The organism is Thermococcus fumicolans (assembly GCF_055386755.1).
This window is the reverse complement of the sequence record NZ_AP042424.1, coordinates 581,028-603,446: the sequence shown is the minus strand read 5'-3', so window position 1 is coordinate 603,446 and position 22,419 is coordinate 581,028. Positions and strand designations below refer to the sequence as shown.

Sequence of the window (22,419 nt, the reverse complement as noted above, 5' to 3'; positions counted from 1 at the left end):
GTGGGAGAGCGTGGAAACCGTTAAGGTTGAGATTCCCAAGGAGTTTGAGAAAAAAGTCAAGGAGTACCTCCAAGAGCTTGAAAAGAGGCGTGAAATTCTAAAAAAGACGGCGGGGATCCTGAAAACCGAAAAGTCCGCCGAAGAGCTGAAGGTGGAGATTTATGAGGAGCTTTATGGTTGACTCCACCGTTCTTGTCGAGCACTTGAAGGGAAACCCCAAGGCCACTGAACTTCTTGAGGCCCTCATTGAAGGGGATGTAGAAGGGTATATCAACGAAACCGTTGCCTTAGAAGCCATTTTTGTGTATCTAAAGCTCAAAACTGGCAGGAGCTTTAGAACGCTCAAGAAAAAACCAGATTTGATAAAGGCGATCCAAAAAGGGCCTGTTTATGAGCTTCTATCTCTGTTCAAGTTTCTCGACACAAACGAATTCGTGTTTGCCATTTCCAGGAGGTTGGTCGATGAATACGGCCTCCTTCCCAATGATGCGATGATTGCCGGGGCGGCCCTCTTCTACAAGCTTGACGGGATAGTGATCCTTGACAATGACTTTTCTGAGCTGGGAAATGGTGAAGGTCTTTGTATTGTGTCCTCCAAGGAGCAACTTCTTAGTTCCCTTTAAAGCAACCACTCATGAAGTGGAACCACTTCAACATCCTTCCCGTTCACTCTAAGCTTCCCCTTGTCAGCAAACGTTACGACTCTGAGTCTCTTCGCCTCCATTCTCCGCGCGGCGTTTATGAGAGCCTTAAACTCACGTTCCCTGTTGAACGGATGTAGTTCGTAGCTGACCTGGATCAGCTCGTCTCCAGCGAGAAAATCGACCTCCCAGCCGTCCCCAGGGACGTAAAACAAGTTTTCTCCCGGCTCGAAACCCCTCCTGATAAGCTCCACGAATACAAGGTTCTCCATGAGCCTACCCATGTCTTTAACTCCCATGATCCTCAGAAGGCCGTTGTCAACGAGATACGGCTTGAAACCAAGGAGTTCGGCCTTTTTGTAGGACTTCACGTAAGGGGGGAGGCGGTGCAGGATGAAGGCATCGCTTAAATAGTCGAGGTAATCTGCAAGGGTCCCCTTTCCTGTGGAGACCCCGAGGCTCTTCATAGTTGAATATGCTTTGGTGAGCGTGAGATGGCTTGAGCGGGCGAGAACCTTGAGGAGCAGCCTCAGGGCAGAGACGTTCCTGACCTCCCAGCGCTCAACTATATCGCGGTAGATGGCCAGATCAAGGATCCCCTTCAAAACCTCCATCCTCATGTGCGGGTTCAGCACGACCTCTGGATAACCTCCCCACTCGAGGTATTCCCGGAGGAGTGTCCTAAGCCGAGCTTTTTCCTCGCTCGAGAGATACCGCCTAACGGAAAACGCTCTTGCCTTCAGAAACTCTCCGAAGGAAAAGGGGAAGACCCGAACCGCTATTGAGCGTCCCCTCAGCTGGGTGGCTATCTCTTTTGAAAGGAGCTTAGCGGAGGAACCGGAGACGAAAACCTTGTGCCCAGTGTCGAGGAGGTAGCGAACAAAGCGCTCCCAGCCTTCAACAACCTGAACCTCGTCGAGGAAGAGGTAGAGCTTTTCGCCTCCCATTTCCCTCAGCACTTCGAGCATGACCATAAGATCCTCGAGGGAAGCTCCAACAAGCCGCGGGTCCTCAAGGTTAACGTAGGCCATGTTCTCCCCCGGGATTCCTCCGGATTTCAGCTCCTCCATAATCTGGCGCATTAAGTAAGTCTTGCCGGCCCTTCTCGGCCCGATTATTGCAAGCGCCATCTGGGTGTTGGGAAGTTTGACCTCTATCCCTCTCTTTATCCCCTCGAAGGGAAGAAAGCGGTAATCGAGGATCACCTCGGCCCAGGTCTCCCTCTTGATCATAACCATCACGGACTATATACAGTCCAACCCTTTATAAATCCTTGTACTGTATGCAGAACAAGATGAAGGTTCTGGAAAGGTGTTGAAAGGGAAAGAAAATCAGTCCCGACAGCACTTCTCCTTCATGTTCGCCGGCAGGATCTCCTTGAAGCCCGTGTACTTCCAGAGCGCCCTCGGTAGCTTTACAACGCCTTCCTCCGTCTGGTGGTTCTCGAGGATAGCTACGATAGCCCTCGACGTGGCTATGGCGGTTGAGTTGAGCGTGTGGAGGAACTTCGGCTTCTCGTGGGTCTTGTCACGGTAGCGGATGTTTAACCTTCTCGCCTGCCACTCGGTGCAGTTGCTCGCGGAAACAACCTCACGGAACTTGCCCTGGCCCGCCATCCAGGCCTCGATGTCGTACTTCTTTGCCGCAACGTAGCCGAGGTCGCCGGTGCAGATGTTGACGACGCGGTAGGGGATCTCCAGGGCCTGGAATATCTCCTCAGCGTTCTGGAGGATCCTCTCGTGCCACTCCCAGCTCTCCTCTGGCCTCGAATAGACGAACTGCTCAACCTTGTGGAACTGGTGAACGCGGAATATTCCCTTAGTGTCCTTTCCAGCGGTTCCAGCTTCTTTCCTGAAGCACGGCGAAACGCCGACGTAGAGGAGGGGCAGGTCTTTTCCTTCAATTATCTCGTTGGCGTGCATTCCTGCCAGAGGATGCTCGGCGGTCGGGATGAGGTAGAGGTCCTCTCCCTCGACCTTGTAGATGACGTCCTCGAAGTCGTCGAAGCTCGTAACGCCCTCCTCGACGAAGCGGTGGACCATGTAGGGCGGTATAACCGGAGTAAAGCCCTTCTCGATGAGCTTATCGAGGGCGAAGCGGATTAAAGCCAGATCGAGGATGACGAGCTCGTTCATGAGGTAGTAGAAGCGCGCACCGCTGACCTTCGCGGCCCTCTCCAAATCGGCCCCTTTGAGGAGTTCAAGCATGTCAACGTGAAGCCTCGGCCTCCAGCTCAGAACCTCGTAGTCCATCTTCCCAAGGCTCTGCTCCTTAAAGCTCTCGAGGAAGCCCTCCCAGACTTTAGCCTTGCCCCAGAACTTTATCGGGACGTTCTCGGTGTCGTCTTTGCCTATAGGGACGCTCTCGTGGGTGATGTTCGGCAGGCGCCAGAGGTAGTAGTCGATCTTCTTCCTGAGTTCCTCGACTTCCTTCTCTAGGGCCTCGATCTGCTTCACTATCTCGTTGCTCCTGGCTAGTAGGTCATCGACGGGCTCACCGGCCTTCTTGCGCTTGCCTATCTGGACCGCGAGCTGATTGCGCTCCTTCCTGAGCTGGTTTATCTTCCTGAGGTTCTCGCGCCATCTGGCGTCGAGCTCCAGGATTTCGTCTATCCACTTGAGCTTCTCCAGTTCACCGCGCTTGATGAGGTCGCCCTTGACGAGGTCGGGGTTTTCGCGGATGAGCTTTATATCGAGCATAGCTTTCACCTGGGGGAGGAACGGCGGGGACTTTAAAAAAGGTTTTGATGGCTACACAGCCACCTACACAAAACCGATTTAAGAGCGCCGGAAGGAACCATATACCGGTGGGGATGAAGGCCGTATACTCCGCACTGCTCAGGCGGTACGAGGAGGCTTACAACCGGGCGGTGGAGGAGGGGAACACCGAGAGGGCCAGGTTCATGGCCCTCCAGTGCGCGGGGTTATTTCGAAGGCTAGCCTCCGAAGACCTACAATTCTCACACTACTACCTCGAGATGGCAAAGGAGTGGGAGGAGAAGGCTAAGAGGGTAGAACCCAAGCCATCCCCGGTAGGGAAGGAGTTCGAGAGGGTCAAGTCCCTGATCCAGCGGACCAACGTCTCGTGGAACGACGTTGGTGGACTGGAGGAGGCCAAGAAGCTCTTGGCCCAGACCGTTGGGATCACCCTCGCAAAAACCCCCAGGGGCTTCAAGCCGTGGAAGGGCCTGCTCCTCTTCGGGCCCCCCGGAACTGGCAAGACACTTCTGGCGAGCGCGCTGGCGGGCAGTTTAAACGCTACGTTCATCAACGTTAAGGTCAGCGATATCCTGAGCAAGTACTTTGGGGAGAGTTCGAAGCTGGCCTCGGCCATCTACACCCTGGCCAGGGAGAAAAGCCCGAGCGTCGTTTTCATAGACGAGTTCGATGCCCTGGCGATGAAAAGGGTCAACCTCGAGGACGCGGCCAGGAGGGTTTTGGGGTCGATCCTGGAGGAGATAGACGGCTTCAAAACCCCGGAACTTGAGAACAAGCACGTTGTAACCCTAGCTGCCACCAACGCGCCTTGGGATCTCGACGATGCCGTCCTGTCCAGGCTCCCCATTAGGATCTACGTGCCGCTCCCCGACGAGAGTGCCGCCGAGGAGATACTGCGCATACACCTCCGGGGAGTGGCAACCAGGGTCAGCCTAAGTTCGGTGGCCAGGCTAGCGGTCAGGAGGCTCTACTCGGGCAGGGAGATAGCGAACCTCTGCTCGCTCGCGACCCTCCGCATGCTGGAGGAGATGAACCCGGAACTGGGCGATCCCCTGAGGGTGGGATCTATAGTCGGAAAGCCGCTAACCACGAGGCCCCTTGAGGCCAAGGATTTCAAGTACGCCTTCAGGAGGGTAAAGAGCCCCATAAAACCGGCCCTGCTAAAAAAGTACGAGAAGTGGGCGGAGGAATACGGGGTCTAACCGAAGAGGGTGACCTCTACCTCTTCTCCGGCCTCGAGTATCTCAACGTTCTCCGGAACCTCGATGAAACCGTCAGCGTCTATGAAGCTGGTAACCGCTCCGCTTCCTTTCAGTATCGGGACGGCTTTATCGCCCTCTATCCTAACGGGGAGGAACTGCCTCCTGCCCTTGACCGAGAACACCTTGTGGGCGAGCCTCTTCTTAACCTTCCTGACCTCGCTCTCCCGTCCGATGAGCTTTCTGAGGAGGGGCGCAACGAGGAGGGTGAAGTTCGTTAGACAGCTCGTTGGATATCCCGGGAGACCGAAAACGGGCTTTCCGTCCACCTCCCCGATTATAGTCGGCTTACCGGGCTGTATTGCTATGCCGTGGACGTAGACCTTTCCCAGCTTCTCTATGGTCGAGCTGGTCAGATCACGCATTCCCCCGCTGGCACCGCCGCTCAGGATCACCATGTCGCAGTCGGCAACGCCCTGGAGGATGAGCCTCGCCAGGTTCTTGGCGTCGTCGCCGGAAACTCCGAGGAAGCAGGCCTCTCCTCCAAGCTCCCTTATGGCATCGGCGACAGCTCGTCCATTGATGTCGTAGATCTTCCCGGGTTCCAGGGGCTCTCCCGGGAGGCTTATCTCGTTCCCCGTGCTTATCACGGCCACCCTCGGCCTTCTGTACACTTTGACCCCCGACAGGCCGATGGCTGAGAGAAGGGCGGTCTCCTTGAACCCGATCCTGGTACCCTTAGCGAGGAGCAACTTGCCAGCAGAAATGTCGGCGCCCCTCTTCATGACGCCGAGGCCCGGGTAGGCGGGCTTGTAGATGACCACCTCGTCCCCTTCCCTCTCAACGTCCTCGAACTGGATCACCGCATCAGCCCCCTCGGGCAGGGGGGCTCCAGTTGAGATGTAAACCGTGGTTCCGCCTTCGAGGGCTATCCTGGGAGAATCGCCGGCGTGAACCTCGCCGACGACCCTAAGCCTTACTGGACTCGCTTCGCTCGCCATAAAAGTGTCCTCAGCCCTGACCGCGTAGCCGTCGACGGTTGCCCTGTCAAAGGGCGGGACGTCGATTGGGGAAACCACGTCCTCGGCCAGAACCCTTCCGAGGGCCTCCTCAAGGGGCACTTCCTCAACCTTCGGTTTGAGGTTCAGGTTCTCAATGACCTTTTTAGCCTCCTCAAGTGAAACAACCCGCAGGAACGCCATGTCATCACCAGAACAGACTCGCGGCGACCGTATAAATGGGTTTTGATAAACGGTTGTGTTAACGAGAACCGCTGGCGGACCGGCGGGGATTTGAACCCCGGACCTGCGGCTTAGGAGGCCGCCGCCCTATCCTAGCTAGGCTACCGGTCCACTGCCCGCTATTCCCTCCCGGAGAAGGGTATTTAAAGTTTACGGTGGAGCTGGTGAGGGGGGTAAACATGGACGAGCTGGACATGAGGATACTCTCCCTGCTTCAGAAGAACGCGAGGCTCTCCTACAGGGAGATAGCCAGGGAGCTGAACGTTGCCGTAGGGACAGTCTACAACAGGATAAAGAGGATGGAGGAAGACGGCGTCATAAAGGGCTTCTGTGTCAACATAGACTACGAGAAGGTCGGTTTTGGCCTCACGGCCGTCATAGGGATAAAGGCGAAGGGTAGGGAGATAATAAGGATCGAGAGGAAGCTCGCCGAGCACCCGAGGGTGATGCAGGTCTACGACGTAACGGGGGAGTACGACGTGATACTAGTCGCAAAGTTCAGGGACAGGGCCGACATGAACCGCTTCGTCAAGTGGGTTCTCTCGCTCGAGGGTGTTGAAAAAACGAACACGAGCGTCGTGATGGACGTGGCGAAGGAGAGCTTCAGCATAGACCTCGGGGAGGCTACCTCAGGATCATGATCGAGTCAAGGCCCTCTATGAACCTCCTGGCGAAGTCGGACATGGCCTCGGCCGGGAGCGAAACCTCGGTTCCGTTGACTGTTCCCACAAAGAGGTACTTCCTGACCTCTATACCCTCTATCGGTTTGAAGTCCGGGTTTTCCCTGACGACCGCCCTCAAAACCTCGTTGAAGCTCGACTCCGGCACCTCAACGATCTTCCCCTCTATGACGACTTCCTCGCCGCACTCCTCCGGGGAGCACTCAAATCTAAAGGGGACGCCGAGCTCGGCCTCCACAGGAACCGTGAGCCCGGCGGCGTTGTATATCAGGAACTTCATGGTCATCTCTCCAGTGTTATTACGCTCTCCACGGGGATGCCGTGCTCCTCCCCGAACCTCTTGGCTATGTCCCCAATGCTGACCAGGAATATCATGCCGACTGGCTTTGCCCCGGCCTGGAGGCACAGCTCCAAGAGGGCCCTCTGCGTCTCACCGCTCCTGACCACGTCGTCCACTATCAGAACCCTGTCGCCCTTGCTCAAGGCCCACGTGGGGAGGTAGAGGGTCGTTATGCTCCCGGAAGCGCTCGGCACGTAGTTAACCTCGTAGAACTTCTCGACGCCGACCTCCTTTTTCTTCTTGGCGTAAACCACGTCCACACCGAGCTCCCTGGCCATGTGTACGGCGAAGGGTATGCCGTCCGTTGCGGCGGTCAGTATCTTGTCCGGGTTCAAGTCGGCGAACTTGCCCGCCAGCTCCTCGGAGAGGAGGGTCATGAGGGAGGTGTCGCTGAGGACGGACATGGTGTCAAAGTAGCCCCTGCTGTCGAACTTGAGCCTCTTCCTGACCTCCCCGCGTATGTTTATGTAGGGCGAGAGGAGCTCCACGAGAGCGCGGGTCCTTTCTGCGCTGGGCAAGACCTTCCCCCTGACGTACCTGTTCAGGACTGTTATGGGCAGTCCCGTGATCTTTGAAAGCTCATCGTAGGTGTAACTCTTCTTGAGGAGCCTGAGCATGTTTACAAGTCTAAGCTTCTCCTTGACTGACTTCAACTGTGTCATTCTCCTCACCTCCGGTGGGCTCTGATTAACAAAAAAATGTATAAATACGTTTCGGTCACTTTTCAGCTTCCAGCAACGACTTCTGATATTCCCTGAGGAGGCCACCGTACTCCCTGAGGATGAATTCTTCGCCAACAGGCTCACCGTCAGGGTGATCGATCCCTGGGCAGAAGGAGTCCTCCTTAACGTAGATCTCCATGACGTTTCCGTGCTTTACAAAGATGAAGGGGTAGAGCCTGCAGGCCAGGGGCCGGTGGTCGTAGATGCGGCACCTCTTGGTCTCGGGATCCAGAAATATACAGGCGCCGTCGAAGGGGCGCTTCTTAAGGGCGTAGCCCAGGAACTTGTCCCCCCGGTAGAAGGTTTTCTCGTAGTCGACGAACTCCCAAGTGCTGTACCCCAGCTCCTCTATTCTGGCCACGTCCTCGTCCCTCAGGGGGATCTCCAGGTCGGTGCAGCACTTTCCGCAGTTCTCAAGGCACTTGAACCTGATCTCGGACTCAACCCTAACCTCCAACGTTAAAAGGTCAACAGTGGCCACCAGGCGTTTCTTGACTCCCGGGGCCACCCTCTCACCGGCCTAAGACTTCATCCCGTACGTGCTGGCTATAAGGGTCTCGGTGAGCTCGATCTCCCTTATCTTCCTGAGAACGTTGTCGTGGAACCTGTCGAGTTCCTCGATACTGTCAACCTCAACCCTCACGATTAGATCGTACTCACCGTACACCCTGTAGGCCTCTTTGACGTTGGGGTGCCCAACGAGCTTCTCGTGCACCTTCTCCTCGGTACCAGGCCTCGCCACCACAAGGATTATCGCCTCCATCTTGCTCATATTCCCAGCCCCCCGAAACCTCCAAACTTCTTGGCCATTTTAGCAAGCTTTCTCTTGTCCAAGTTCTTAAACATTTTTCTCATCTGGTTATACTGGGCAAGCAGCTCCCTGACTTCCCTCGTCGAAGTCCCTGAACCCCTAGCTATCCTCTTTATCCTGGAGTAGTTTATTATGTCGGGGTTCTCGAGCTCCTCCTCCGTCATCGAGTCCATTATTATCCTGTAGCGCCTCAACTTCTCCTCGCCCACCTTGACAACCTCATCGGGGAGGGAGTAACCCAGACCCGGTATCATCTGGAGGATCTGCTTCAGCGGACCCATCTTCTGCATGGCCTCGAGCTGGGCGTACATGTCCTTCAGGTTGAACTTACCGCGGAGGAACTTCTCAACGTCCTCCTCCTTGAACTCCTGCTCCCTCTGGAGCTCCTCGAACTTCTCGAGGAGGCCCTCAATGTCGCCCAGACCCAGGAGCCTCGAGACGAAGCGCTTCGGATCAAAGGGCTCGAGGTCCTCAACCCTCTCCCCAACGCCTATGAACTTTATCGGGGCACCCGTGGCGGCAACCGCGGATAGTGCTCCTCCGCCCTTGGCGGAACCGTCGAGCTTGGTGACGATTATGGATCCGATGGGGGTCGCCTCCTTGAAGGCCAGGGCTTGGCTGTAGGCCTGCTGGCCTATCGTACCGTCTATAACAAGGATCACCTCGTGGGGTTTTATCGCCTGGCTGATCTGCTTCATTTCCTCTATAAGCCCTGATTCCTCCTTGTGCCTCCCCGCGGTGTCGACTATGATGACGTCGACGCCCTTGTTCCTGAAGTGGTCAACACCCTCCCGGGCGAGCTTTATGGCGTCCTTCTCGTTGGGGTCACCGAAGACCTCGATGTTGAAGGGCTCCACGAGCTGTTTGAGCTGGTAGTAAGCGCCGGGCCTCCAGGTATCTGTACAGACGAGGCCGACCTTATAGCCCCTCCTCTGCAAATGGCGAGCCAGCTTCGCTATGGTGGTCGTCTTACCCGAGCCCTGGATTCCAACGGCGAGGAGGATCGTCGGCTTTTCCTTTATCTCGAGGGGAACCGCTTCCCTGCCGAGGAAGTTGGTGAGCTCCTCATAGACGATCTTGACGACGTGCTCCTTTGGACTGACCCCTGCCGGGGGCTTCTCGTTGAGCGCCCTCTCCTGTATCCTTTTCGTCAGTTGCAGAACTAACCTTACGTTAACGTCGGACTGTATCAGGGCCCTCTGTATGTCCCTCACAACCTCCCTTATCAGGGCCTCATCAACCGTGCTTGATCTCGCGAGCTTCTTGAGGGCACTGTTGAGTGCTTTACCCAGTTTTTCAAGCGCCATATCACACCCTCCAGAGACCTGAAAAGGAGGATCCTTAATAACCCTTGTGCCCTAAGCGGGGGGATGAAATGTATCCATTTTAAGAAAAAAGAAACCATAGAACTGATTAAACAGTTCAACTTTGTACATTAAACACGTCCGGAGTTCATCGGGCTTCTTTTACGGAACAATGGAACATAAAAGTAGATCGAGGACAAAAATATGCCAGAAAATGCTTTAAAGGGAATTTTAAGGATTATATCTTGAGAGAGAGGCAAAAGGAGGTGAGAGAATGGAGTGGATGATAGCCCTTTACGGGTACAAGGCCCTCAAGGAGATGGAGAGGGCCAGGAGAAAGCCCGTTCCGGAGGAGCTCGAGTACGTCAGACAGCTCCTCCAGTGAACGACCCCCGGATATCGACGATCAACGAAATGCATGTTAACAATTGCCTTTCCGAAATCTTTTTATACTTTGAAGTTGTACTTATTAGCGGTGATACCGATGACGACCGTGATAAAGAAGGACCCATCGTTGTTTTTGAAGGAGCTCAGGGAGTATTACGACGATGTCTGGAAGCTTCCCCAGAGCCAGTACCTGGAGAAGCCCGACTTCCTAGTCGTCGACCAGAGAACAGGAAAGAAAGCCAAGGTCAGCTTCGTAGTCCTCGACGATGGAGAAACCGTCAGCGTCGTCTACGACGACATGAGCTGATCCCGATGTTTCATTGTTTCGGCCTTAAATAAGCATTTAGAATTCGCAAAGATTAAATATTAGAACACGTTTCTATAGTATTGGTGAGTTCTGTGGAAAAAGAGCGAGATAAAAATGAGGGGCTGTTTAGTGAGGTTCTTGAAATCGCGGCCAGTATTCCAGATCCGTACGTTAGAACCCTAACCTTCGCCAGACTGGGCCTCAAAATGAGGGAGATGGGATCCAGGAGATCCATGAAGGCCTTCCGCTACGCCATATCTTCACTTGACGACATCGAGGATCCTGTTCTCATAATACGGGCGATGGTCAGCATAGCCCGCTACCTCCACGCTGCCGGGGTGGAAGACCTCTCCTCGAGCCTACTACACAGGGCCTACGAAGCGACCCTCCTTCTAAAGGGCCCAATAAGGGACCGCCTGCTGGTCGAGGTCGTCAAGGGTGCCCTGGCCCTGGGGAAGGGGAGGGACGCCGTCCTCTACGCAACGGACATCGGGGACGAATCCGTCAGGAACAGAAGCCTTCTGGAGATCGCGAGGTACTTCACGAAGCGGGGTGAAGTTCGCCAAGCCAGAAGCGTCCTGGACGCGATGACCGACGAACTAGCCAAGTCCCAGGTGGCCTTTGAGATACTGAAAGTCCACCTTGAGAGGGAGGAGTTCGCAAGTGCGCTATCACTGCTCCCCAAAATCGGGAGCGAGTACTGGCTGGAAATGGCCCTCGAAGAAACCGCCAAGAAGCTCAAAGAAGCCTCCGTCCCGTACACCACCTACGAGAAGTTCGTGGAGGCCGCGAAGGAACTCTCAGAACGCCTCGGAAAGAACCTCCTGAGATCGTTCTTAACGGGGCTGGTGGAAAAAGGCGAGGTAAGGAACGCGGCCGAGATACTTAACTCATCGGCGGTTCCAGACAAAGTTGAAATCGCCTCTCACCTGGCAAGGCTTCTCCTGGATCATCCTTCAAAACTCCGCGAGTTCGTGGTCTCGCTGAAATTGCCCCCAGAGCAGTTCGACGGCTTCGCAAAGGCCCTGCTAGACCTAATGCTCGAAAGAGGACCCCTAAAGACCCACCAAAAAACCGTTGAGTACCTGGGGGAGAGGGCGGAGAGCGAAGCCGTCCTCGTAAAGGTCGCAACGTACCTCTCAAAAACGGGTGACTTCGCCCTCGCGGAGAGGTTCGCCAATCCCGTTGACGACCCATACCTCAGATCCCTCGCGTTCGGGGCGATAGCCCTAGAGAAGCTCAGGAGGGGGGACATAGACGGGGCCATAGATGCGGTTAAGAACGTCCCGGACAGGGAGTGGGGTTCCTGGCTTATGGGTGAGATCCTCGTAAGGGTGATCGAGGGGAAGGTCGGGGAACGCCCGGAGAAAGAGCTTGAGGAGAGCGCCACCCTCCACAGGGAGGCAAGGGACAAAGGCGCTAACGTTTTATAGAATCCCCCCAAGTTTCTCAGGTGGTACCATGCCGAGGATAGCGATTATTGGAGGTTCCGGCGTATACGACCCCAAGCTGCTCCAGAACGTCAGGGAGGAGTTCGTGAGCACTCCCTACGGAAAGGTCAGGGTGAAGATCGGGGAGTACGACGGAGAGGAGATAGCCTTTCTGGCCAGGCACGGCGAGGGCCACAGCGTCCCGCCGCACAAGATAAACTACCGCGCCAACATCTGGGCGCTCTACGAGCTCGGCGTCGAGAGGATTCTCTCCACCTCGGCCGTCGGCTCACTCAACGAGGCCATGAAGCCGGGCGACTTCGTGATACTCGACCAGCTGATGGACTTCACGAAAACCAGGCACTACACCTTCTACGACGGTGAGGAAAGTCCGCACGACAGGAAGTTCGTGGCCCACGTGGACTTCACCGACCCCTACTGCCCCGAGCTTAGGAAGGCTCTCATAACGGCTGCGAAGGAACTGGGCTTCAGCTACCACCCCACCGGTACCTACGCCTGCATGGAGGGGCCGCGCTTCGAGACGAGGGCGGAGATAAGGGCTCTGAAGGTACTCGGGGCAGATGTCGTCGGAATGACCCAGTGCCCGGAGGCCGTTCTAGCTAGGGAGCTTGAGATGTGCTACGCCAGCGTTGCCATCGTCACCAACTTCGCTGCCGGTATAAGCACCCAGAAGCTCACCCACACCGAAGTAGTCGAGCTCATGGCCCAGAAGAGCGAGGAGATAAAGTACCTCCTCATGAAGTCCATCAAGTACATACCGAGGGAGAGGAAGTGCCCCTGTAAAGACGCCCTCAAGGGCGCCACCGGGGACTGATGCTCCCCTCTGTTCTTTTCTCCCCTCAACGGTGCTTACGTTTTGAACTCGAGGTTAAAGAAAGTGTTTAATAGTAGGCCGCCCTAATTATTCCGGTGATGGAAATGAAGTACGACGTCGTGATTGTAGGTGCCAGCGCAGGGGGAATAACAACCGCAATAGCCGCCAAGCGCTTCTACCCGGACAAGAGCGTTCTTGTGATAAAAAAGGAAGAGACAGGCATGATCCCCTGCGGGATCCCCTACATATTCGGAACCCTGAAGAGAGTTGACGATGACTTACTCCCCGTGGAGAGGTTCCTAGAACCCCTCGGCGTCGAGATCCTGACGGACGAGGTAACGGAGATAAACCCCAACCTCAAGATCCTGAAAACGAAGTCCGGAAAGGAGATCGCATGGGATAAGCTCGTCCTCGCCACCGGCTCAAAGCCCGTGAAGCCGGAGTTCCCCGGCACCGAGTTAGAGGGAGTTTACACCGTCCCCAAGGACTACCGCTACCTCAAGGAGTTCCGCGAGAGGGTAGATGAGGCGGAGAAGGTCGTCATAATCGGCGGCGGCTTCATAGCCCTCGAGGTGGGCGACGAGATAAGGAAGCTCGGCAAAGATGTGACGATAGTCGTGAGGAGCAGGCTCCTCAGGAGTTCATTCGATCCGGAGTTCAGCGAGATGGTCGAGGGGAGGCTGAAGGAGAGGGGCATCGAGATAGTCCACGGCCAAGTTGAGAGGCTCTTCGGCGAGGGAAGGGTTGAGAAGGTAAAGCTCGTCGACGGGAGGGAGCTTCCTGCCGACTTAGCGATCTTCTCGATAGGCTACCGCCCCAACGTCGACCTCGCGGTCAAAGCCGGTCTGAGGGTTACGCGCTACGGCATCTGGACGGACGAGTACATGAGAACCTCGCACCCGGACATCTTCGCCGTTGGGGACTGCGTCGAACACCGCGACTTCTTCACAGGGAAGCCCTACGGCCTCATGCTCGCCTCGACGGCGACCTTCGAGGCTAGAATTGCTGGTGCGAACCTCTTCAAGCTCCAAATCGTGAGGGAGAACAGGAGGACGATAGGCGTCTACTCCACCCACGTGGCAGGGTTGACCCTTGCCGCGGCGGGCCTCACGGAAGAAGCCGCCAAGAAGGAGGGCTTCGAGGTCATAGTCGGCTATGGTAAGGGGCCCGACAGGCACCCGGCGAAGTTCCCGGACACATCAATGGTAACGGTCAAGCTAATATTCTCCCGCGACAGGGGTGCCATTCTGGGCGCCCAGATAGCGGGCGGAAAGAGCGTCGGCGAGATGATAAACATCCTCGCGCTGGCGATCCAGAAGAGGCTGACCGCGAGTGAGCTCTACACCCTCCAGATAGCTACCCACCCGCTCCTCACGGCTTCCCCTGTCGGCTACCAGATACTGCAGGCTGCCGAAGACGCGTTGGCGAAGCTGAGGGCTTGAATCCTTTTGAGGGATGCTCCCCAATTTCTTTCCGTTTTTTGGCTATGTACTTCAACGGCAAATCCTTTTTGAGGAATTGGCCTCTCAATGGCCAGAATACGTTCCCTGTTCTCTCAAATTGACCGCTGTAGAAACATGAGGACTTAGGCAGGACTTGCGTGAAATGTTTGTTAGAATTGTGGTGCGGTGGCCGGGATTTGAACCCGGGCCAGCGGCGTGGCAGGCCGCTGTCCTAGCCAGGCTAGACTACCACCGCACTCCTCGGCCCGTTACATACTCACCCTCGGTCGCTTTATAAATCTTTCGGTGATGAGAGACGGTTAAATTTATAAATACTCCCCCAGAAGGGTTAGCGGGCAGTGCCCCGGTGGCCTAGTCTGGATAGGGCGCGAGGCTGCGGACCTCGAGGTCCGGGGTTCAAATCCCCGCCGGGGCGCCATCCCAAGACTTCTGCAGATCAAACTTCGCATGGAAACCTATCGAAGTTTTACTCACAGCCCCATCGGTAGGGAAAACCAAGATTCCCATCCAAACCAATTATTGAAGTCGAGTACGACAAGAACAAAGCCGGGAAGCGATAAGTAAAAAGAACTCCGAGAGACGGGTAGAGGTTACGCGAGAGCTTCAACCCTTCTGGAACCCCAAGTAAAACCCCGCGACGAAGGCCCCCGTCCCGGGGAGGATACCCACAACCTTCTGACCCAAGCTCACGATCTGGAAGGTGACGTTATTGGCGAGGTTGAAAAGTCTATCCGTGTTTATCATGATGACCCCCTTCTGCTGGAGCCAGAAGAGGCTGAGAATGTAGACGCCTATGATGGCCATAGCGATCTTCATGAACTTTTTCAGGGCGTAACCCGTGACGAAGCCCACTATTCCACCAACGCCAAGATCCCCTATCATTCCGTTTACATCGAGCTGCATGCCCATCCCCCGAGCTTAAAGTAGAAGACCCCGGTTAAATAGTTTTCTGGCCCAAAGCTTTAAATTATACTGTGTTAAAATATTTATCAGGCATGAACTATCCCAAGGTGGTACCATGACGACTCCCATGGAAAGGTTGAGGGGAAAGATCACTAAGGAAGTCCTCTGGCTCTACATCCTGAGGCTCCTGAAGGAGAGGCCAATGTACGCCTATGAGTTAAAGCAGAAGATAAAGGAGGCCTTCGGCTTTGAGCCGGCGACCGTGAGCTCGTACGTTGTCCTCTACAAGCTCGAGAAGGAGGGCTACGTGAAGGCAAAGTGGCAGGAGGGCAAGAGCGGGAAGCCCTCAAGAAAGTATTACGAGCTCACACCCGAGGGGGAGAGACTTCTGGAGGAGGGTATAGCTTTTCTTGAGGACACCCTCTCAAGGCTCAAGGGAGAATAAACTTGGACAACTCTTCACAATTTTCGAACTTTGAAGTTAATAAATGCAGAGGACCGGCGAAGGCATAAATCAAAGGGTAGGGACTTCAGCGTCCCATTCCACCGCGCGGCTCCCTGGCCTTCGGACGGAGGCCTTTATAGCCACACTTCCTGCACTTCTTGGCCTTCCACGGGTTAGTGGCACCGCAGCGCATGCAGATGTACTTTCTAAAGATTCTGGCCTCAGCTTCTGGGAATCTCGCCATCGTGATCACCCCATGATCTTAAACCGTCTCCATCTCCACGATCCCGTTTTTAAAGCTTTGGTGCGGGGGACGGGATTCGAACCCGCGCAGCCCTACGGCAGCGGATCTTAAGTCCGCCCCCTTTGGCCAGGCTCGGGCACCCCCGCGCGTGGGAGTGTAAATTGGGGGGAGTTAAAAATCTTCCCCTCAGCTCCTGACGATCCTCATCTCAAAGTCCTCGACCGGGACTTTGAACTCCTCCCTGCTGCCAATCTCCTTCCTGTTGTAGAGGATCTCCCTCGCGAGGATCCAGTAGATGAGCGCCAAAGCCTTTCTTCCCTTGTTGTTGGTCGGGATGGCAACGTCGACGTAGCTGAGGAAGTTCTCGGTGTCGACGAGGGCCACTATGGGAACGCCGATCTCGACGGCCTCCTTCATCGCCTGGTGGTCTGCCCTCGGGTCGGTGACTATGAGGACGTCCGGCTCAAAGAAGTTCTTGACCTGCGGGTTGGTCATAGTCCCCGGGAGGAAACGGCCGGGTATGGTCCTGGCACCGGTGACCTCGCCGAACTTCTTGACCGGCTTCTGGCCGTAGAGCCTAACGCTGACGGCAAGTATGCTCTCAGGGTCGAACCTGGCGAGGAACTTGCCGGCGACCCTCAAGCGCTCATCGGTCTTCCTCACGTCGAGGACGTAGAGGCCGTCCTGCCTGACGCGGTAGATAAACTTCTTCATGTCCTGGGTCTTCTGCTGGGTGCCGATGTGGACACCGGCGGCAAGGTACTGGTCGAGCGGAACCAGATACTCCTCCATTTTCCTCAACCTCCTTTTCGTTATCCCTCAAACGTTATCAACCTACCCCTTTCGCCGAGATCCTCGGCTATGCGGTTGAGCTCGTTTATTTTGGCCACGGAGTCCTTCCCCAGGACTATGGCGGGACACTTAAGGCCCACCGCCAGATGGGGAAGGGCCTCGTCGGCCGACTCGTACCTGGCCTCGGCCAGGATCGGGGTTATCCTCTCGGATTTGACATCGTTAACCAGGTTGTATAGATCAGTGAGCGTGCCGAGGTTTATGGGCTTTATGGAAAGGGCGTTGTAGTACCTCCTGTCCAGGATCCCCTTCTCCCTGAAGAGGTGCTCCCCGTCAACGAACACCCCGTGGGTTCCGGCTATGAGCTCAAGGAAGGTCTCCTCGTTGCCCGAGGGCTTAACGTAGGCTATGTTGTGGTCCTCCACCAGCGTTAGCAGCTCCTCCACGTCCATGGGTTTCTTCTGAGCGATGCCCAGGGACACCTCAAGACCCAGCTCCTCGCCGGCCTCCTCAGTCGCCCGCGAAAGCGATTCCAGTTTCAGGACATCAGTTTTCTCGAGCACCTTCGCCATGGCGTCGACAACGTCGGTTATCTCCATGATGTCCCTCACCAGGAGGTAGTACTCGAAGTCATCGTCCTCGGCGAAGCTCAGGAGCGGAACCGGCAGCTCCGTCGTGAAAGTGCCCCCGATGTAACTGTAGAGGGGCATCTTCTTCACGCTGGCCGCGGCCTTCGCCACGGCTATCGAGACCGCCAGTGCCGTGTTTGCACCGATGTGACTCAGGTCCTCGGTGCCGTCTATCTCCCAGAGGTAGCTGTCTATGAGCTCCTGCTCGCTCGCGTCGAAGCCTATCAGCTCGGGCCCTATTATCTCATCGACCTCACTGACGGCTCTGTGAGCCTCCGCAATGTAAAGGTAAGGGTTATCGTCCACGGGTGCGGCGAAGCGGCCGAAGCCTGAGCTGGTAACAACGTCTACCTCAACCGAATATCTGCCGCCCCTAAGTACCGCAACCCTGCCTATGACGTTCTCTATGACCGTCATCTTCCCTCAGCTCGGACGTATTACTGTGATCGGGATTATCCCCTTCTCGAACTCGATTATCGCGGCCTGAAGTGGGGTGACTCCCTCAGGAACGTCCACCAGGACTGGGGCACCTAGCGCTATCTGTAGAGCCCTTGCCCCTATTATCCGGGCCTTTTCAAAGCGGGTATACTTGAACATGACCACCACCTGCCAACTCCAACCAGTGCAAATTTTGGTGGGGCCGCCGGGATTTGAACCCGGGTCTCCGGCACCCCAAGCCGGGAGGATAGACCAAGCTACCCCACGGCCCCACAGAAAGGCCGGTTTTCAGTACACTTTGTAGACCATTACCTGGTCGATGAGCTCGACGTGGCTGAGGAGCGTCCTCCTGCAGCAGTACCTCTCGATCCCGAGGTCATCGAGCACCTTCTCGGGATCCTCGCCCTTCTCAACCCTCTCCCTAAACTCGTAGTATTTGTCGCCTATCACGCGACCGCAGGTGAAGCACCTCACGGGGACTATCAACCCCACCACCTCAAATTTTTAAAGGAAAGGCGTCAGCGGTAGGACTTCTGCCTCTTTGCCCTCGGGCCCTTAGTGGAGCGGTTGGGCTTGTGGGGCTCGGTTCTCCTGCTGTCGCCAACGAGCATAGTCCTGTCGTACTTCATAAACTTTTCCTTCAGGTTCATGTCGTTGGTCCACTCAACGAGGGCCCTGGCTATGGCGACGCGCGCGGCTTCGGCCTGTCCCATGAAGCCACCGCCCTCGACCTTGACGTCGATGTCCACCTTGCTGACTATTTCCTCGCCGGCGAGGACGAGAGGCTCCATGATGGTGAAGCGCGCAATTTCTGGCTCGATTATCTCGACCGGCTTGTGGTTGATCCTGACGCGACCCTTTCCTTCCCTTATGGTGGCCCTCGCAACGGCCGTCTTCCTCTTACCAGCAGTCTGGATGACCCTCATCTTTCTCACCTCAGAACTTTCCACCGAGGAACTTTGCAACCTCACCAACGGTCACGTACTTGGGCGTGGCGAGCCTCGACATGTGGGCCTCGCTTATGGTCTCAAGCTCCTTACCCTCGAACTCCTTTGGAACGCCAACGTATACCTTGAGCCTCTTGAAGGCCTTCCTTCCGCGGTCGGTCTTCCAGGGGAGCATGCCCCTGACGGTTCTCCTGACAATCTCGTCGCTCCTCTTCGGGTAGAACGGGCCCCTCCTCGGGTTGGTTCTGGTTCTCAGCTCGGTTCTCTGCTTGTACTTGGCGAATATGTCCTCGCGGTTTCCGGTGATGATGGCCTTGTCGGCGTTGACTATGACGACCTCCTCGCCCTCGAGGAGCATCTTGGCAACCTTCGAGGCGAGCCTTCCAAGGATAAGTCCTTCAGCGTTAATAATCCTCATGGCCCATCACTCCATTATGATTACTCCACTACCCTTCGGGTTCCTCTCGATGAGCTCCTCAATCGTGAGGGCCTCTCCACCGGCCTCGACTATTTTCTTCTTGGCCGTCTCGCTGAACTTCCATGCCGCAACGGTGACCTTGTGCTCAAGCTTTCCTGCACCGAGGACGCTTCCCGGGACGATGACGGTATCTCCTTCCTTGGTGTAGCGGTTGATCCTGCTGACGTTGACCTCGGCCCTCTGCCTCCTGGGCCTCTCGAGGCGCCAGGCGATGTCCTTCCATATCTTGACGCCTTCCTCGTTCGACTTCTTTCTGAGGTAGCGGATGAGCCTCCTCAGATTGATGTCAGTGGGTCCTGTTCTCTTAACCATGAACATACCTCCTTACAGCTCTCTCACAGTGGGAAACCGACAGGTCCAACGGGGTGAGCGTAACGGGAGTGCGGGGGCGGGGATTTGAACCCCGGAACCCCTACGGGAGTGGATCTTGAGTCCACCGCCTTTGACCAGGCTCGGCAACCCCCGCGTCAGTCGGCTAATTTATGGAGTTCGCTTATAAATCTATCGCTCTTTCTCATGAGTATCTTGAGCGCTATGGCCACGGTTTCCTCAACGGGCAGTTCTCCGTTGCTCTCCGCGGTAAAGACGAACGCGTTAGGCACTATTTCTTCCCGGATTCCCCTGCCCTCATACTCCTCAAACTTGCGGGGGAGGTAAAAGGCCTTAACGGTCGTTATAACGAGCTCGTCCTCCGTTTCCTCAACCGGTAGACCGCGCCTCTCGGCGAGTTTCTTAAGCTCCTCCCAGTCGGGAACCTCTTTGCTGACGTGTATCTTCGTGAGGTACTTGTAGTAGACGAAGCCCGGCTGCCACTTGGCGTGGTCCTTCCCGCGGCCGAGCTTGGCGTAGGCGTTAAGGGTCAGTTTCTGCCCCTCGGCGAGCTTGACTATCGGGATGTTCGGGTTCGCGGGCTTTACCCCCTCGTCGTCGCTCTTCAGGTCGCCGGAATAGACCATTCCCGGCCCCTCTGCCTCGAGGGAAAGTGTAACCGTGTAGTCGTCCAGTTCGAGCGAATCGAGTGAGAACCTTTCGTGGGGGGTGGTGAGTGGTATCATAGCGAGCCTGTGGGCTATTATCTCGTCGAACAGGGCGGAGTCGTTTTCAAAGAACTCGACCTCGTCAACGGCGAAGGTTGGGACGTCCGCGAGAATAGTCCTCCTAAGGGCGTTGGCAAAGGCAACGTCCACCCCGCGGAGGATGAACTTTACGGCATCTTCCCTCCTTTCAAGAACCTCAAACTCGGGCTTTGCGACCTTGCTCATCGGCATCACCAAAAAAAGAAGTTGTGGGATCAGACGCGCCTGCCCCTTCTTCCGCCCTTCGGCCTGGTGCCGTCGTGCGGAATCGGGGTAACGTCCTCAACCCTTCCGATCCTGAGGCCGGCCCTGGCGAGGGCACGTATGGCAGCCTGAGCACCGGGCCCGGGGCTCTTGCTCCTGCTTCCTCCCGGGGCGCGGACCTTGATGTGGACTCCAACGAAGCCCTTCTCCATGGCCTCTTCAGCGGCCCTCCTAGCCGCTATCATGGCCGCGTACGGTGAGGGCTCGTCCCTGTCGGCCTTGACGACCATACCACCGCTCCACCTGCTGACCGTCTCGGCCCCGGTGATGTCGGTGATGTGGATGATGGTGTTGTTGTACGAGGAGTAGATGTGGGCAACGCCCCACTTCTCCTTCTTCTTCAGACTAACCTGCTGGGTCTGCTCACTCATGCGGCCTCACCCTTCTGAGCCTGTTCAATAACCATCCTCTCGGGGTGGCTCTCCTTCGCAAAAGGAGAGTTCTTGGCGTATGTTATGGCGTCCTCCTCAGCCTTCAGAACGAGGTATCCTGGGGAGCGGATTATCTGCCCGTTGACCTCTATGTGGCCGTGGACTATGAGCTGCCTTGCCTGCCTGATGGTCCTCGCTAGGCCCTTCTTGAAGACGATGGTCTGCAACCTTCTGTCCAAGACGTCCTCAACCGTTAGGGAGAGAACGTCATCGAGCACCGCATCGGCCGGAAGGAGGCCGAGCCTGTTGAGCCTCTGGAGGAGCTGCTGCCTCTCGATCTCAGCCTGCTTTCCACGGGCCGCAAGAAGGCGCCTAGCCCTTCTCCTGAACTCCTTGAGCTGGGTTTCGTGCCTCCAGAGCTCCTTCTTGTTCTTGAGGGCGTACTTCCTCATGAGGACTCTCTCACGGTCGAGCCTCTCCTTAATCCAGGGGTGAGAGGGAGTTTCGTACTTCTTCCTCTGCCTCTTCGGGTCTCCCATTTACACCACCTCACTTCTTCCTCCTGCTGACGCCTACGGTCGTTCCGTGCCTGAAGTTCGACCTAGTCCTCTGGCCGCGGAGCGGCAGTCCAAGCTCGTGCCTTATGCCGCGGTAGGCCCTAATGCGCCTCAGCCTGTTGACGTCCTCACGCCAGGCCATGGCGAGCTTGGCGGTGATGAGGTGCATGTCCTTACCGGTCTCGTAGTCCTTCGGCCTGTTCACAGCCCAGGCCGGGATCCCGTGGGCGACCGGGTCCTCGAGGATCTTCTCTATGGTCTGAACCTGTTCGTTGGTGAGGTAACCGGTCTTCATGTAGGGGTCTATACCGGCTACCCTAAGCACCATGGTCGCGAAGTTTATTCCCACGCCCCTGATGCCAGTAAGGGCCCATCTAAGCTGCTTGTTTCCGTCCAGATCAACTCCCGCAACACGGACGATATGCCTGAAGTTCTCGGTCATTATCACTACACCTCCAATCAATCCTTCGTAGAGGATTTTGGCGCCGGGACGGGGATTTGAACCCCGGTGTCCAAGCGGACACGGGCTCTCAAGGCCCGCGCCATCCCAGGCTAGGCGATCCCGGCATACACGCGATAGCCAGATCCCTTAGCCAGCTCTCTCACTTCGGTAAAGCTCTCCTCCATCAGGGCCTTAATATAGTTTGCGCCCTGCTTGGTGCGGATGACCAGCTGAAGCAACCCCCCGTCGTTGAGATGCCGCGGGGCGTTTATAACTATTTCCCTCAGCACGTCCTTACCGGCATGGACGGGGGGGTTTGTGACTATCGAATCGAAGCTCTCACCCTTAACGGGCTCGTAGAGACTGCCCCACCGAACCTCGGCGTTTCTAACGTTGTTGATTTTTAAATTTTTCCTCGCCGTCTGAACCGCCCGCCTGTTGACGTCGGTCATCACCACGTAATCCACGAAGCGGGAAGCCACTATGCCTATTGCCCCATAGCCGCAGCCCAGATCCAAAACGCGCCAGCCCCTATCGAGAACCATGCTCTCTATGAGAAGTTCCGTCCCCCTGTCGAGCTTCCCGAAGGAGAAGACCCCGCTTGCCGTGATGAACTTGAAGCACTGCCCCCTGAGGCAGACCTCTATCGTTTTGGTCTTCAACGGTGTGCTCGGCTCTTCGGAGTAGTAGTGGCTCATGGTCGGGGATAAGGGGAAGGGTTTATCAACCTTTGCTTGCGCAAAGTAAAAAGTGAAA

At 56.1% G+C, this 22,419-nt stretch carries 31 protein-coding genes and 7 tRNA genes; 10 read left to right on the top strand and 28 right to left on the bottom strand.

Features of this window, described 5'->3' with window-relative positions; all coding sequences use genetic code 11:
* Positions 1–10: 10 nt before the first annotated feature.
* Both ACZ5AM_RS03395 and ACZ5AM_RS03390 read left to right on the top strand, forming a co-directional pair.
* A complete protein-coding gene (locus ACZ5AM_RS03395) occupies positions 11–181 on the top strand; it encodes a hypothetical protein (protein WP_464915491.1) in 171 nt (56 codons plus the stop codon).
* Entirely contained in the window at positions 162–623 is a 462-nt protein-coding gene (locus ACZ5AM_RS03390; RefSeq protein ID WP_464915490.1) for a type II toxin-antitoxin system VapC family toxin, read from the top strand. The genes ACZ5AM_RS03395 and ACZ5AM_RS03390 overlap by 20 nt, the downstream gene beginning before the upstream one ends.
* Here the strand turns inward: ACZ5AM_RS03390 and ACZ5AM_RS03385 are convergent.
* Both ACZ5AM_RS03385 and serS read right to left on the bottom strand, forming a co-directional pair.
* Positions 620–1,879: an ATP-binding protein gene (locus ACZ5AM_RS03385; RefSeq protein WP_464915939.1), complete on the bottom strand. Its 1,260-nt coding sequence runs from the start codon at positions 1,877–1,879 to the stop codon at positions 620–622. The genes ACZ5AM_RS03390 and ACZ5AM_RS03385 overlap by 4 nt on opposite strands.
* A 93-nt stretch (positions 1,880–1,972) precedes the next feature.
* The gene (serS, locus tag ACZ5AM_RS03380) at positions 1,973–3,340 is read right to left on the bottom strand and encodes a serine--tRNA ligase (protein WP_464915938.1); all 1,368 of its coding nucleotides are present in this window, start codon (positions 3,338–3,340) and stop codon (positions 1,973–1,975) included.
* 113 nt (positions 3,341–3,453) lie between these two features.
* Here serS and ACZ5AM_RS03375 point away from each other — a divergent pair, with 113 nt between their 5' ends.
* Positions 3,454–4,560: an AAA family ATPase gene (locus tag ACZ5AM_RS03375; protein WP_464915937.1), complete on the top strand. Its 1,107-nt coding sequence runs from the start codon at positions 3,454–3,456 to the stop codon at positions 4,558–4,560.
* Here ACZ5AM_RS03375 and ACZ5AM_RS03370 read toward each other — a convergent pair.
* Both ACZ5AM_RS03370 and ACZ5AM_RS03365 read right to left on the bottom strand, forming a co-directional pair.
* Complete coding sequence (locus ACZ5AM_RS03370) at positions 4,557–5,759, bottom strand: molybdenum cofactor synthesis domain-containing protein (protein ID WP_464915489.1); 1,203 nt, start codon at positions 5,757–5,759, stop codon at positions 4,557–4,559. The two genes, ACZ5AM_RS03375 and ACZ5AM_RS03370, sit on opposite strands and share 4 nt — an antisense overlap.
* A 72-nt stretch (positions 5,760–5,831) precedes the next feature.
* A tRNA-Arg gene (locus ACZ5AM_RS03365) sits at positions 5,832–5,909 on the bottom strand.
* A gap of 68 nt (positions 5,910–5,977) precedes the next feature.
* Between ACZ5AM_RS03365 and ACZ5AM_RS03360 the strand changes: the two genes are divergently transcribed.
* Positions 5,978–6,439, top strand: coding sequence for an Lrp/AsnC family transcriptional regulator (locus ACZ5AM_RS03360; protein WP_464915936.1), 462 nt, complete (start codon positions 5,978–5,980; stop codon positions 6,437–6,439).
* On the opposite strand, the gene ACZ5AM_RS03355 is transcribed toward ACZ5AM_RS03360, so the two are convergent.
* From ACZ5AM_RS03355 to ACZ5AM_RS03335, 5 genes are read right to left on the bottom strand one after another with little or no spacing between them, the layout of a single operon-like run.
* Positions 6,423–6,764 carry a hypothetical protein gene (locus tag ACZ5AM_RS03355; protein ID WP_464915488.1) on the bottom strand — a complete coding sequence of 114 codons (342 nt, stop codon included), beginning with the start codon at positions 6,762–6,764 and terminating at the stop codon, positions 6,423–6,425. The genes ACZ5AM_RS03360 and ACZ5AM_RS03355 overlap by 17 nt on opposite strands.
* The gene (locus ACZ5AM_RS03350; protein WP_464915487.1) at positions 6,761–7,480 is read right to left on the bottom strand and encodes a phosphoribosyltransferase family protein; all 720 of its coding nucleotides are present in this window, start codon (positions 7,478–7,480) and stop codon (positions 6,761–6,763) included. Before ACZ5AM_RS03350 ends, ACZ5AM_RS03355 begins: the two co-directional genes overlap by 4 nt.
* Positions 7,481–7,535: 55 nt before the next feature.
* Positions 7,536–8,048: a YkgJ family cysteine cluster protein gene (locus ACZ5AM_RS03345; protein ID WP_464915486.1), complete on the bottom strand. Its 513-nt coding sequence runs from the start codon at positions 8,046–8,048 to the stop codon at positions 7,536–7,538.
* Between the two features lie 12 nt (positions 8,049–8,060).
* Complete coding sequence (locus tag ACZ5AM_RS03340; protein ID WP_464915485.1) at positions 8,061–8,312, bottom strand: Lrp/AsnC family transcriptional regulator; 252 nt, start codon at positions 8,310–8,312, stop codon at positions 8,061–8,063.
* On the bottom strand, positions 8,309–9,658 hold the full coding sequence (locus tag ACZ5AM_RS03335; protein ID WP_464915484.1) for a signal recognition particle protein Srp54: 1,350 nt from the start codon (positions 9,656–9,658) through the stop codon (positions 8,309–8,311). The genes ACZ5AM_RS03340 and ACZ5AM_RS03335 overlap by 4 nt, the downstream gene beginning before the upstream one ends.
* Positions 9,659–10,139: 481 nt before the next feature.
* On the opposite strand from ACZ5AM_RS03335, the gene ACZ5AM_RS03330 reads away from it, so the two are divergent.
* From ACZ5AM_RS03330 to ACZ5AM_RS03315, 4 genes are all read left to right on the top strand, one after another.
* Complete coding sequence (locus ACZ5AM_RS03330) at positions 10,140–10,349, top strand: hypothetical protein (RefSeq protein ID WP_464915935.1); 210 nt, start codon at positions 10,140–10,142, stop codon at positions 10,347–10,349.
* Between the two features lie 83 nt (positions 10,350–10,432).
* Positions 10,433–11,782 (top strand): hypothetical protein, encoded by a 1,350-nt coding sequence (locus tag ACZ5AM_RS03325; protein ID WP_464915483.1) that lies wholly within the window; start codon positions 10,433–10,435, stop codon positions 11,780–11,782.
* A gap of 28 nt (positions 11,783–11,810) precedes the next feature.
* A complete protein-coding gene (gene mtnP / locus ACZ5AM_RS03320) occupies positions 11,811–12,614 on the top strand; it encodes an S-methyl-5'-thioadenosine phosphorylase (RefSeq protein WP_464915482.1) in 804 nt (267 codons plus the stop codon).
* A gap of 98 nt (positions 12,615–12,712) precedes the next feature.
* Complete coding sequence (locus ACZ5AM_RS03315) at positions 12,713–14,056, top strand: NAD(P)/FAD-dependent oxidoreductase (RefSeq protein WP_464915934.1); 1,344 nt, start codon at positions 12,713–12,715, stop codon at positions 14,054–14,056.
* A 179-nt stretch (positions 14,057–14,235) separates the two neighbouring features.
* On the opposite strand, the gene ACZ5AM_RS03310 is transcribed toward ACZ5AM_RS03315, so the two are convergent.
* A tRNA-Gly gene (locus ACZ5AM_RS03310) sits at positions 14,236–14,312 on the bottom strand.
* Positions 14,313–14,417: 105 nt separating this feature from the next.
* On the opposite strand from ACZ5AM_RS03310, the gene ACZ5AM_RS03305 reads away from it, so the two are divergent.
* Positions 14,418–14,495: transfer RNA gene (locus tag ACZ5AM_RS03305), tRNA-Arg, on the top strand.
* A gap of 185 nt (positions 14,496–14,680) precedes the next feature.
* Here the strand turns inward: ACZ5AM_RS03305 and ACZ5AM_RS03300 are convergent.
* A complete protein-coding gene (locus ACZ5AM_RS03300) occupies positions 14,681–14,980 on the bottom strand; it encodes an FUN14 domain-containing protein (RefSeq protein ID WP_464915933.1) in 300 nt (99 codons plus the stop codon).
* Between the two features lie 115 nt (positions 14,981–15,095).
* Between ACZ5AM_RS03300 and ACZ5AM_RS03295 the strand changes: the two genes are divergently transcribed.
* Positions 15,096–15,425 carry a PadR family transcriptional regulator gene (locus tag ACZ5AM_RS03295; protein WP_464915481.1) on the top strand — a complete coding sequence of 110 codons (330 nt, stop codon included), beginning with the start codon at positions 15,096–15,098 and terminating at the stop codon, positions 15,423–15,425.
* Between the two features lie 85 nt (positions 15,426–15,510).
* Here the strand turns inward: ACZ5AM_RS03295 and ACZ5AM_RS03290 are convergent, their stop codons facing one another.
* From ACZ5AM_RS03290 to ACZ5AM_RS03210, 17 genes are all read right to left on the bottom strand, one after another.
* Positions 15,511–15,669, bottom strand: a complete 159-nt coding sequence (locus ACZ5AM_RS03290) for a 50S ribosomal protein L40e (RefSeq protein ID WP_012571071.1) — start codon at positions 15,667–15,669, stop codon at positions 15,511–15,513.
* Between the two features lie 58 nt (positions 15,670–15,727).
* Positions 15,728–15,815, bottom strand: a tRNA-Leu gene (locus ACZ5AM_RS03285).
* A 40-nt stretch (positions 15,816–15,855) separates the two neighbouring features.
* Complete coding sequence (gene rpsB, locus ACZ5AM_RS03280) at positions 15,856–16,461, bottom strand: 30S ribosomal protein S2 (RefSeq protein WP_464915932.1); 606 nt, start codon at positions 16,459–16,461, stop codon at positions 15,856–15,858.
* Between the two features lie 20 nt (positions 16,462–16,481).
* Positions 16,482–17,507, bottom strand: a complete 1,026-nt coding sequence (locus tag ACZ5AM_RS03275; protein ID WP_464915480.1) for a hypothetical protein — start codon at positions 17,505–17,507, stop codon at positions 16,482–16,484.
* A 6-nt stretch (positions 17,508–17,513) separates the two neighbouring features.
* A complete protein-coding gene (locus ACZ5AM_RS03270; RefSeq protein WP_464915931.1) occupies positions 17,514–17,687 on the bottom strand; it encodes a DNA-directed RNA polymerase subunit K in 174 nt (57 codons plus the stop codon).
* Between the two features lie 35 nt (positions 17,688–17,722).
* Positions 17,723–17,800 (bottom strand) — tRNA-Pro (locus tag ACZ5AM_RS03265).
* 16 nt (positions 17,801–17,816) lie between these two features.
* Positions 17,817–18,014: a DNA-directed RNA polymerase subunit N gene (locus tag ACZ5AM_RS03260; protein ID WP_464915930.1), complete on the bottom strand. Its 198-nt coding sequence runs from the start codon at positions 18,012–18,014 to the stop codon at positions 17,817–17,819.
* 32 nt (positions 18,015–18,046) lie between these two features.
* Positions 18,047–18,454 (bottom strand): 30S ribosomal protein S9, encoded by a 408-nt coding sequence (locus ACZ5AM_RS03255; RefSeq protein WP_012571066.1) that lies wholly within the window; start codon positions 18,452–18,454, stop codon positions 18,047–18,049.
* 10 nt (positions 18,455–18,464) lie between these two features.
* The gene (gene rplM, locus ACZ5AM_RS03250) at positions 18,465–18,893 is read right to left on the bottom strand and encodes a 50S ribosomal protein L13 (RefSeq protein ID WP_464915479.1); all 429 of its coding nucleotides are present in this window, start codon (positions 18,891–18,893) and stop codon (positions 18,465–18,467) included.
* Positions 18,894–18,899: 6 nt separating this feature from the next.
* Complete coding sequence (locus ACZ5AM_RS03245) at positions 18,900–19,265, bottom strand: 50S ribosomal protein L18e (protein WP_464915478.1); 366 nt, start codon at positions 19,263–19,265, stop codon at positions 18,900–18,902.
* A 69-nt stretch (positions 19,266–19,334) separates the two neighbouring features.
* Positions 19,335–19,419: transfer RNA gene (locus ACZ5AM_RS03240), tRNA-Leu, on the bottom strand.
* A gap of 1 nt (position 19,420) precedes the next feature.
* Complete coding sequence (locus ACZ5AM_RS03235; RefSeq protein WP_464915929.1) at positions 19,421–20,215, bottom strand: DNA-directed RNA polymerase subunit D; 795 nt, start codon at positions 20,213–20,215, stop codon at positions 19,421–19,423.
* 29 nt (positions 20,216–20,244) lie between these two features.
* Entirely contained in the window at positions 20,245–20,664 is a 420-nt protein-coding gene (locus ACZ5AM_RS03230) for a 30S ribosomal protein S11 (protein ID WP_464915477.1), read from the bottom strand.
* On the bottom strand, positions 20,661–21,203 hold the full coding sequence (locus ACZ5AM_RS03225) for a 30S ribosomal protein S4 (RefSeq protein ID WP_464915476.1): 543 nt from the start codon (positions 21,201–21,203) through the stop codon (positions 20,661–20,663). Before ACZ5AM_RS03225 ends, ACZ5AM_RS03230 begins: the two co-directional genes overlap by 4 nt.
* Before the next feature lie 10 nt (positions 21,204–21,213).
* Positions 21,214–21,663: a 30S ribosomal protein S13 gene (locus tag ACZ5AM_RS03220; RefSeq protein ID WP_464915475.1), complete on the bottom strand. Its 450-nt coding sequence runs from the start codon at positions 21,661–21,663 to the stop codon at positions 21,214–21,216.
* A 38-nt stretch (positions 21,664–21,701) separates the two neighbouring features.
* Positions 21,702–21,788 (bottom strand) — tRNA-Ser (locus ACZ5AM_RS03215).
* Positions 21,774–22,361 carry a class I SAM-dependent methyltransferase gene (locus ACZ5AM_RS03210; RefSeq protein ID WP_464915474.1) on the bottom strand — a complete coding sequence of 196 codons (588 nt, stop codon included), beginning with the start codon at positions 22,359–22,361 and terminating at the stop codon, positions 21,774–21,776. The genes ACZ5AM_RS03215 and ACZ5AM_RS03210 overlap by 15 nt, the downstream gene beginning before the upstream one ends.
* Between the last annotated feature and the right edge of the window lie 58 nt (positions 22,362–22,419).

Coding starts and splice junctions, on each gene's coding strand:
- ACZ5AM_RS03390 (WP_464915490.1), top strand. CDS start 162: ATGAGGAGCTTTATGGTTGACTCCACCGTTCTTGTCGAGCACTTGAAG.
- ACZ5AM_RS03385 (WP_464915939.1), bottom strand. CDS start 1,879: ATGGTTATGATCAAGAGGGAGACCTGGGCCGAGGTGATCCTCGATTAC.
- serS (WP_464915938.1), bottom strand. CDS start 3,340: ATGCTCGATATAAAGCTCATCCGCGAAAACCCCGACCTCGTCAAGGGC.
- ACZ5AM_RS03375 (WP_464915937.1), top strand. CDS start 3,454: ATGAAGGCCGTATACTCCGCACTGCTCAGGCGGTACGAGGAGGCTTAC.
- ACZ5AM_RS03370 (WP_464915489.1), bottom strand. CDS start 5,759: ATGGCGTTCCTGCGGGTTGTTTCACTTGAGGAGGCTAAAAAGGTCATT.
- ACZ5AM_RS03360 (WP_464915936.1), top strand. CDS start 5,978: ATGGACGAGCTGGACATGAGGATACTCTCCCTGCTTCAGAAGAACGCG.
- ACZ5AM_RS03355 (WP_464915488.1), bottom strand. CDS start 6,764: ATGACCATGAAGTTCCTGATATACAACGCCGCCGGGCTCACGGTTCCT.
- ACZ5AM_RS03350 (WP_464915487.1), bottom strand. CDS start 7,480: ATGACACAGTTGAAGTCAGTCAAGGAGAAGCTTAGACTTGTAAACATG.
- ACZ5AM_RS03340 (WP_464915485.1), bottom strand. CDS start 8,312: ATGAGCAAGATGGAGGCGATAATCCTTGTGGTGGCGAGGCCTGGTACC.
- ACZ5AM_RS03335 (WP_464915484.1), bottom strand. CDS start 9,658: ATGGCGCTTGAAAAACTGGGTAAAGCACTCAACAGTGCCCTCAAGAAG.
- ACZ5AM_RS03330 (WP_464915935.1), top strand. CDS start 10,140: ATGACGACCGTGATAAAGAAGGACCCATCGTTGTTTTTGAAGGAGCTC.
- mtnP (WP_464915482.1), top strand. CDS start 11,811: ATGCCGAGGATAGCGATTATTGGAGGTTCCGGCGTATACGACCCCAAG.
- ACZ5AM_RS03315 (WP_464915934.1), top strand. CDS start 12,713: ATGGAAATGAAGTACGACGTCGTGATTGTAGGTGCCAGCGCAGGGGGA.
- ACZ5AM_RS03300 (WP_464915933.1), bottom strand. CDS start 14,980: ATGCAGCTCGATGTAAACGGAATGATAGGGGATCTTGGCGTTGGTGGA.
- ACZ5AM_RS03295 (WP_464915481.1), top strand. CDS start 15,096: ATGACGACTCCCATGGAAAGGTTGAGGGGAAAGATCACTAAGGAAGTC.
- ACZ5AM_RS03290 (WP_012571071.1), bottom strand. CDS start 15,669: ATGGCGAGATTCCCAGAAGCTGAGGCCAGAATCTTTAGAAAGTACATC.
- rpsB (WP_464915932.1), bottom strand. CDS start 16,461: ATGGAGGAGTATCTGGTTCCGCTCGACCAGTACCTTGCCGCCGGTGTC.
- ACZ5AM_RS03275 (WP_464915480.1), bottom strand. CDS start 17,507: ATGACGGTCATAGAGAACGTCATAGGCAGGGTTGCGGTACTTAGGGGC.
- ACZ5AM_RS03270 (WP_464915931.1), bottom strand. CDS start 17,687: ATGTTCAAGTATACCCGCTTTGAAAAGGCCCGGATAATAGGGGCAAGG.
- ACZ5AM_RS03255 (WP_012571066.1), bottom strand. CDS start 18,454: ATGAGGGTCATCCAGACTGCTGGTAAGAGGAAGACGGCCGTTGCGAGG.
- rplM (WP_464915479.1), bottom strand. CDS start 18,893: ATGAGGATTATTAACGCTGAAGGACTTATCCTTGGAAGGCTCGCCTCG.
- ACZ5AM_RS03245 (WP_464915478.1), bottom strand. CDS start 19,265: ATGGTTAAGAGAACAGGACCCACTGACATCAATCTGAGGAGGCTCATC.
- ACZ5AM_RS03235 (WP_464915929.1), bottom strand. CDS start 20,215: ATGAGCAAGGTCGCAAAGCCCGAGTTTGAGGTTCTTGAAAGGAGGGAA.
- ACZ5AM_RS03230 (WP_464915477.1), bottom strand. CDS start 20,664: ATGAGTGAGCAGACCCAGCAGGTTAGTCTGAAGAAGAAGGAGAAGTGG.
- ACZ5AM_RS03225 (WP_464915476.1), bottom strand. CDS start 21,203: ATGGGAGACCCGAAGAGGCAGAGGAAGAAGTACGAAACTCCCTCTCAC.
- ACZ5AM_RS03220 (WP_464915475.1), bottom strand. CDS start 21,663: ATGACCGAGAACTTCAGGCATATCGTCCGTGTTGCGGGAGTTGATCTG.
- ACZ5AM_RS03210 (WP_464915474.1), bottom strand. CDS start 22,361: ATGAGCCACTACTACTCCGAAGAGCCGAGCACACCGTTGAAGACCAAA.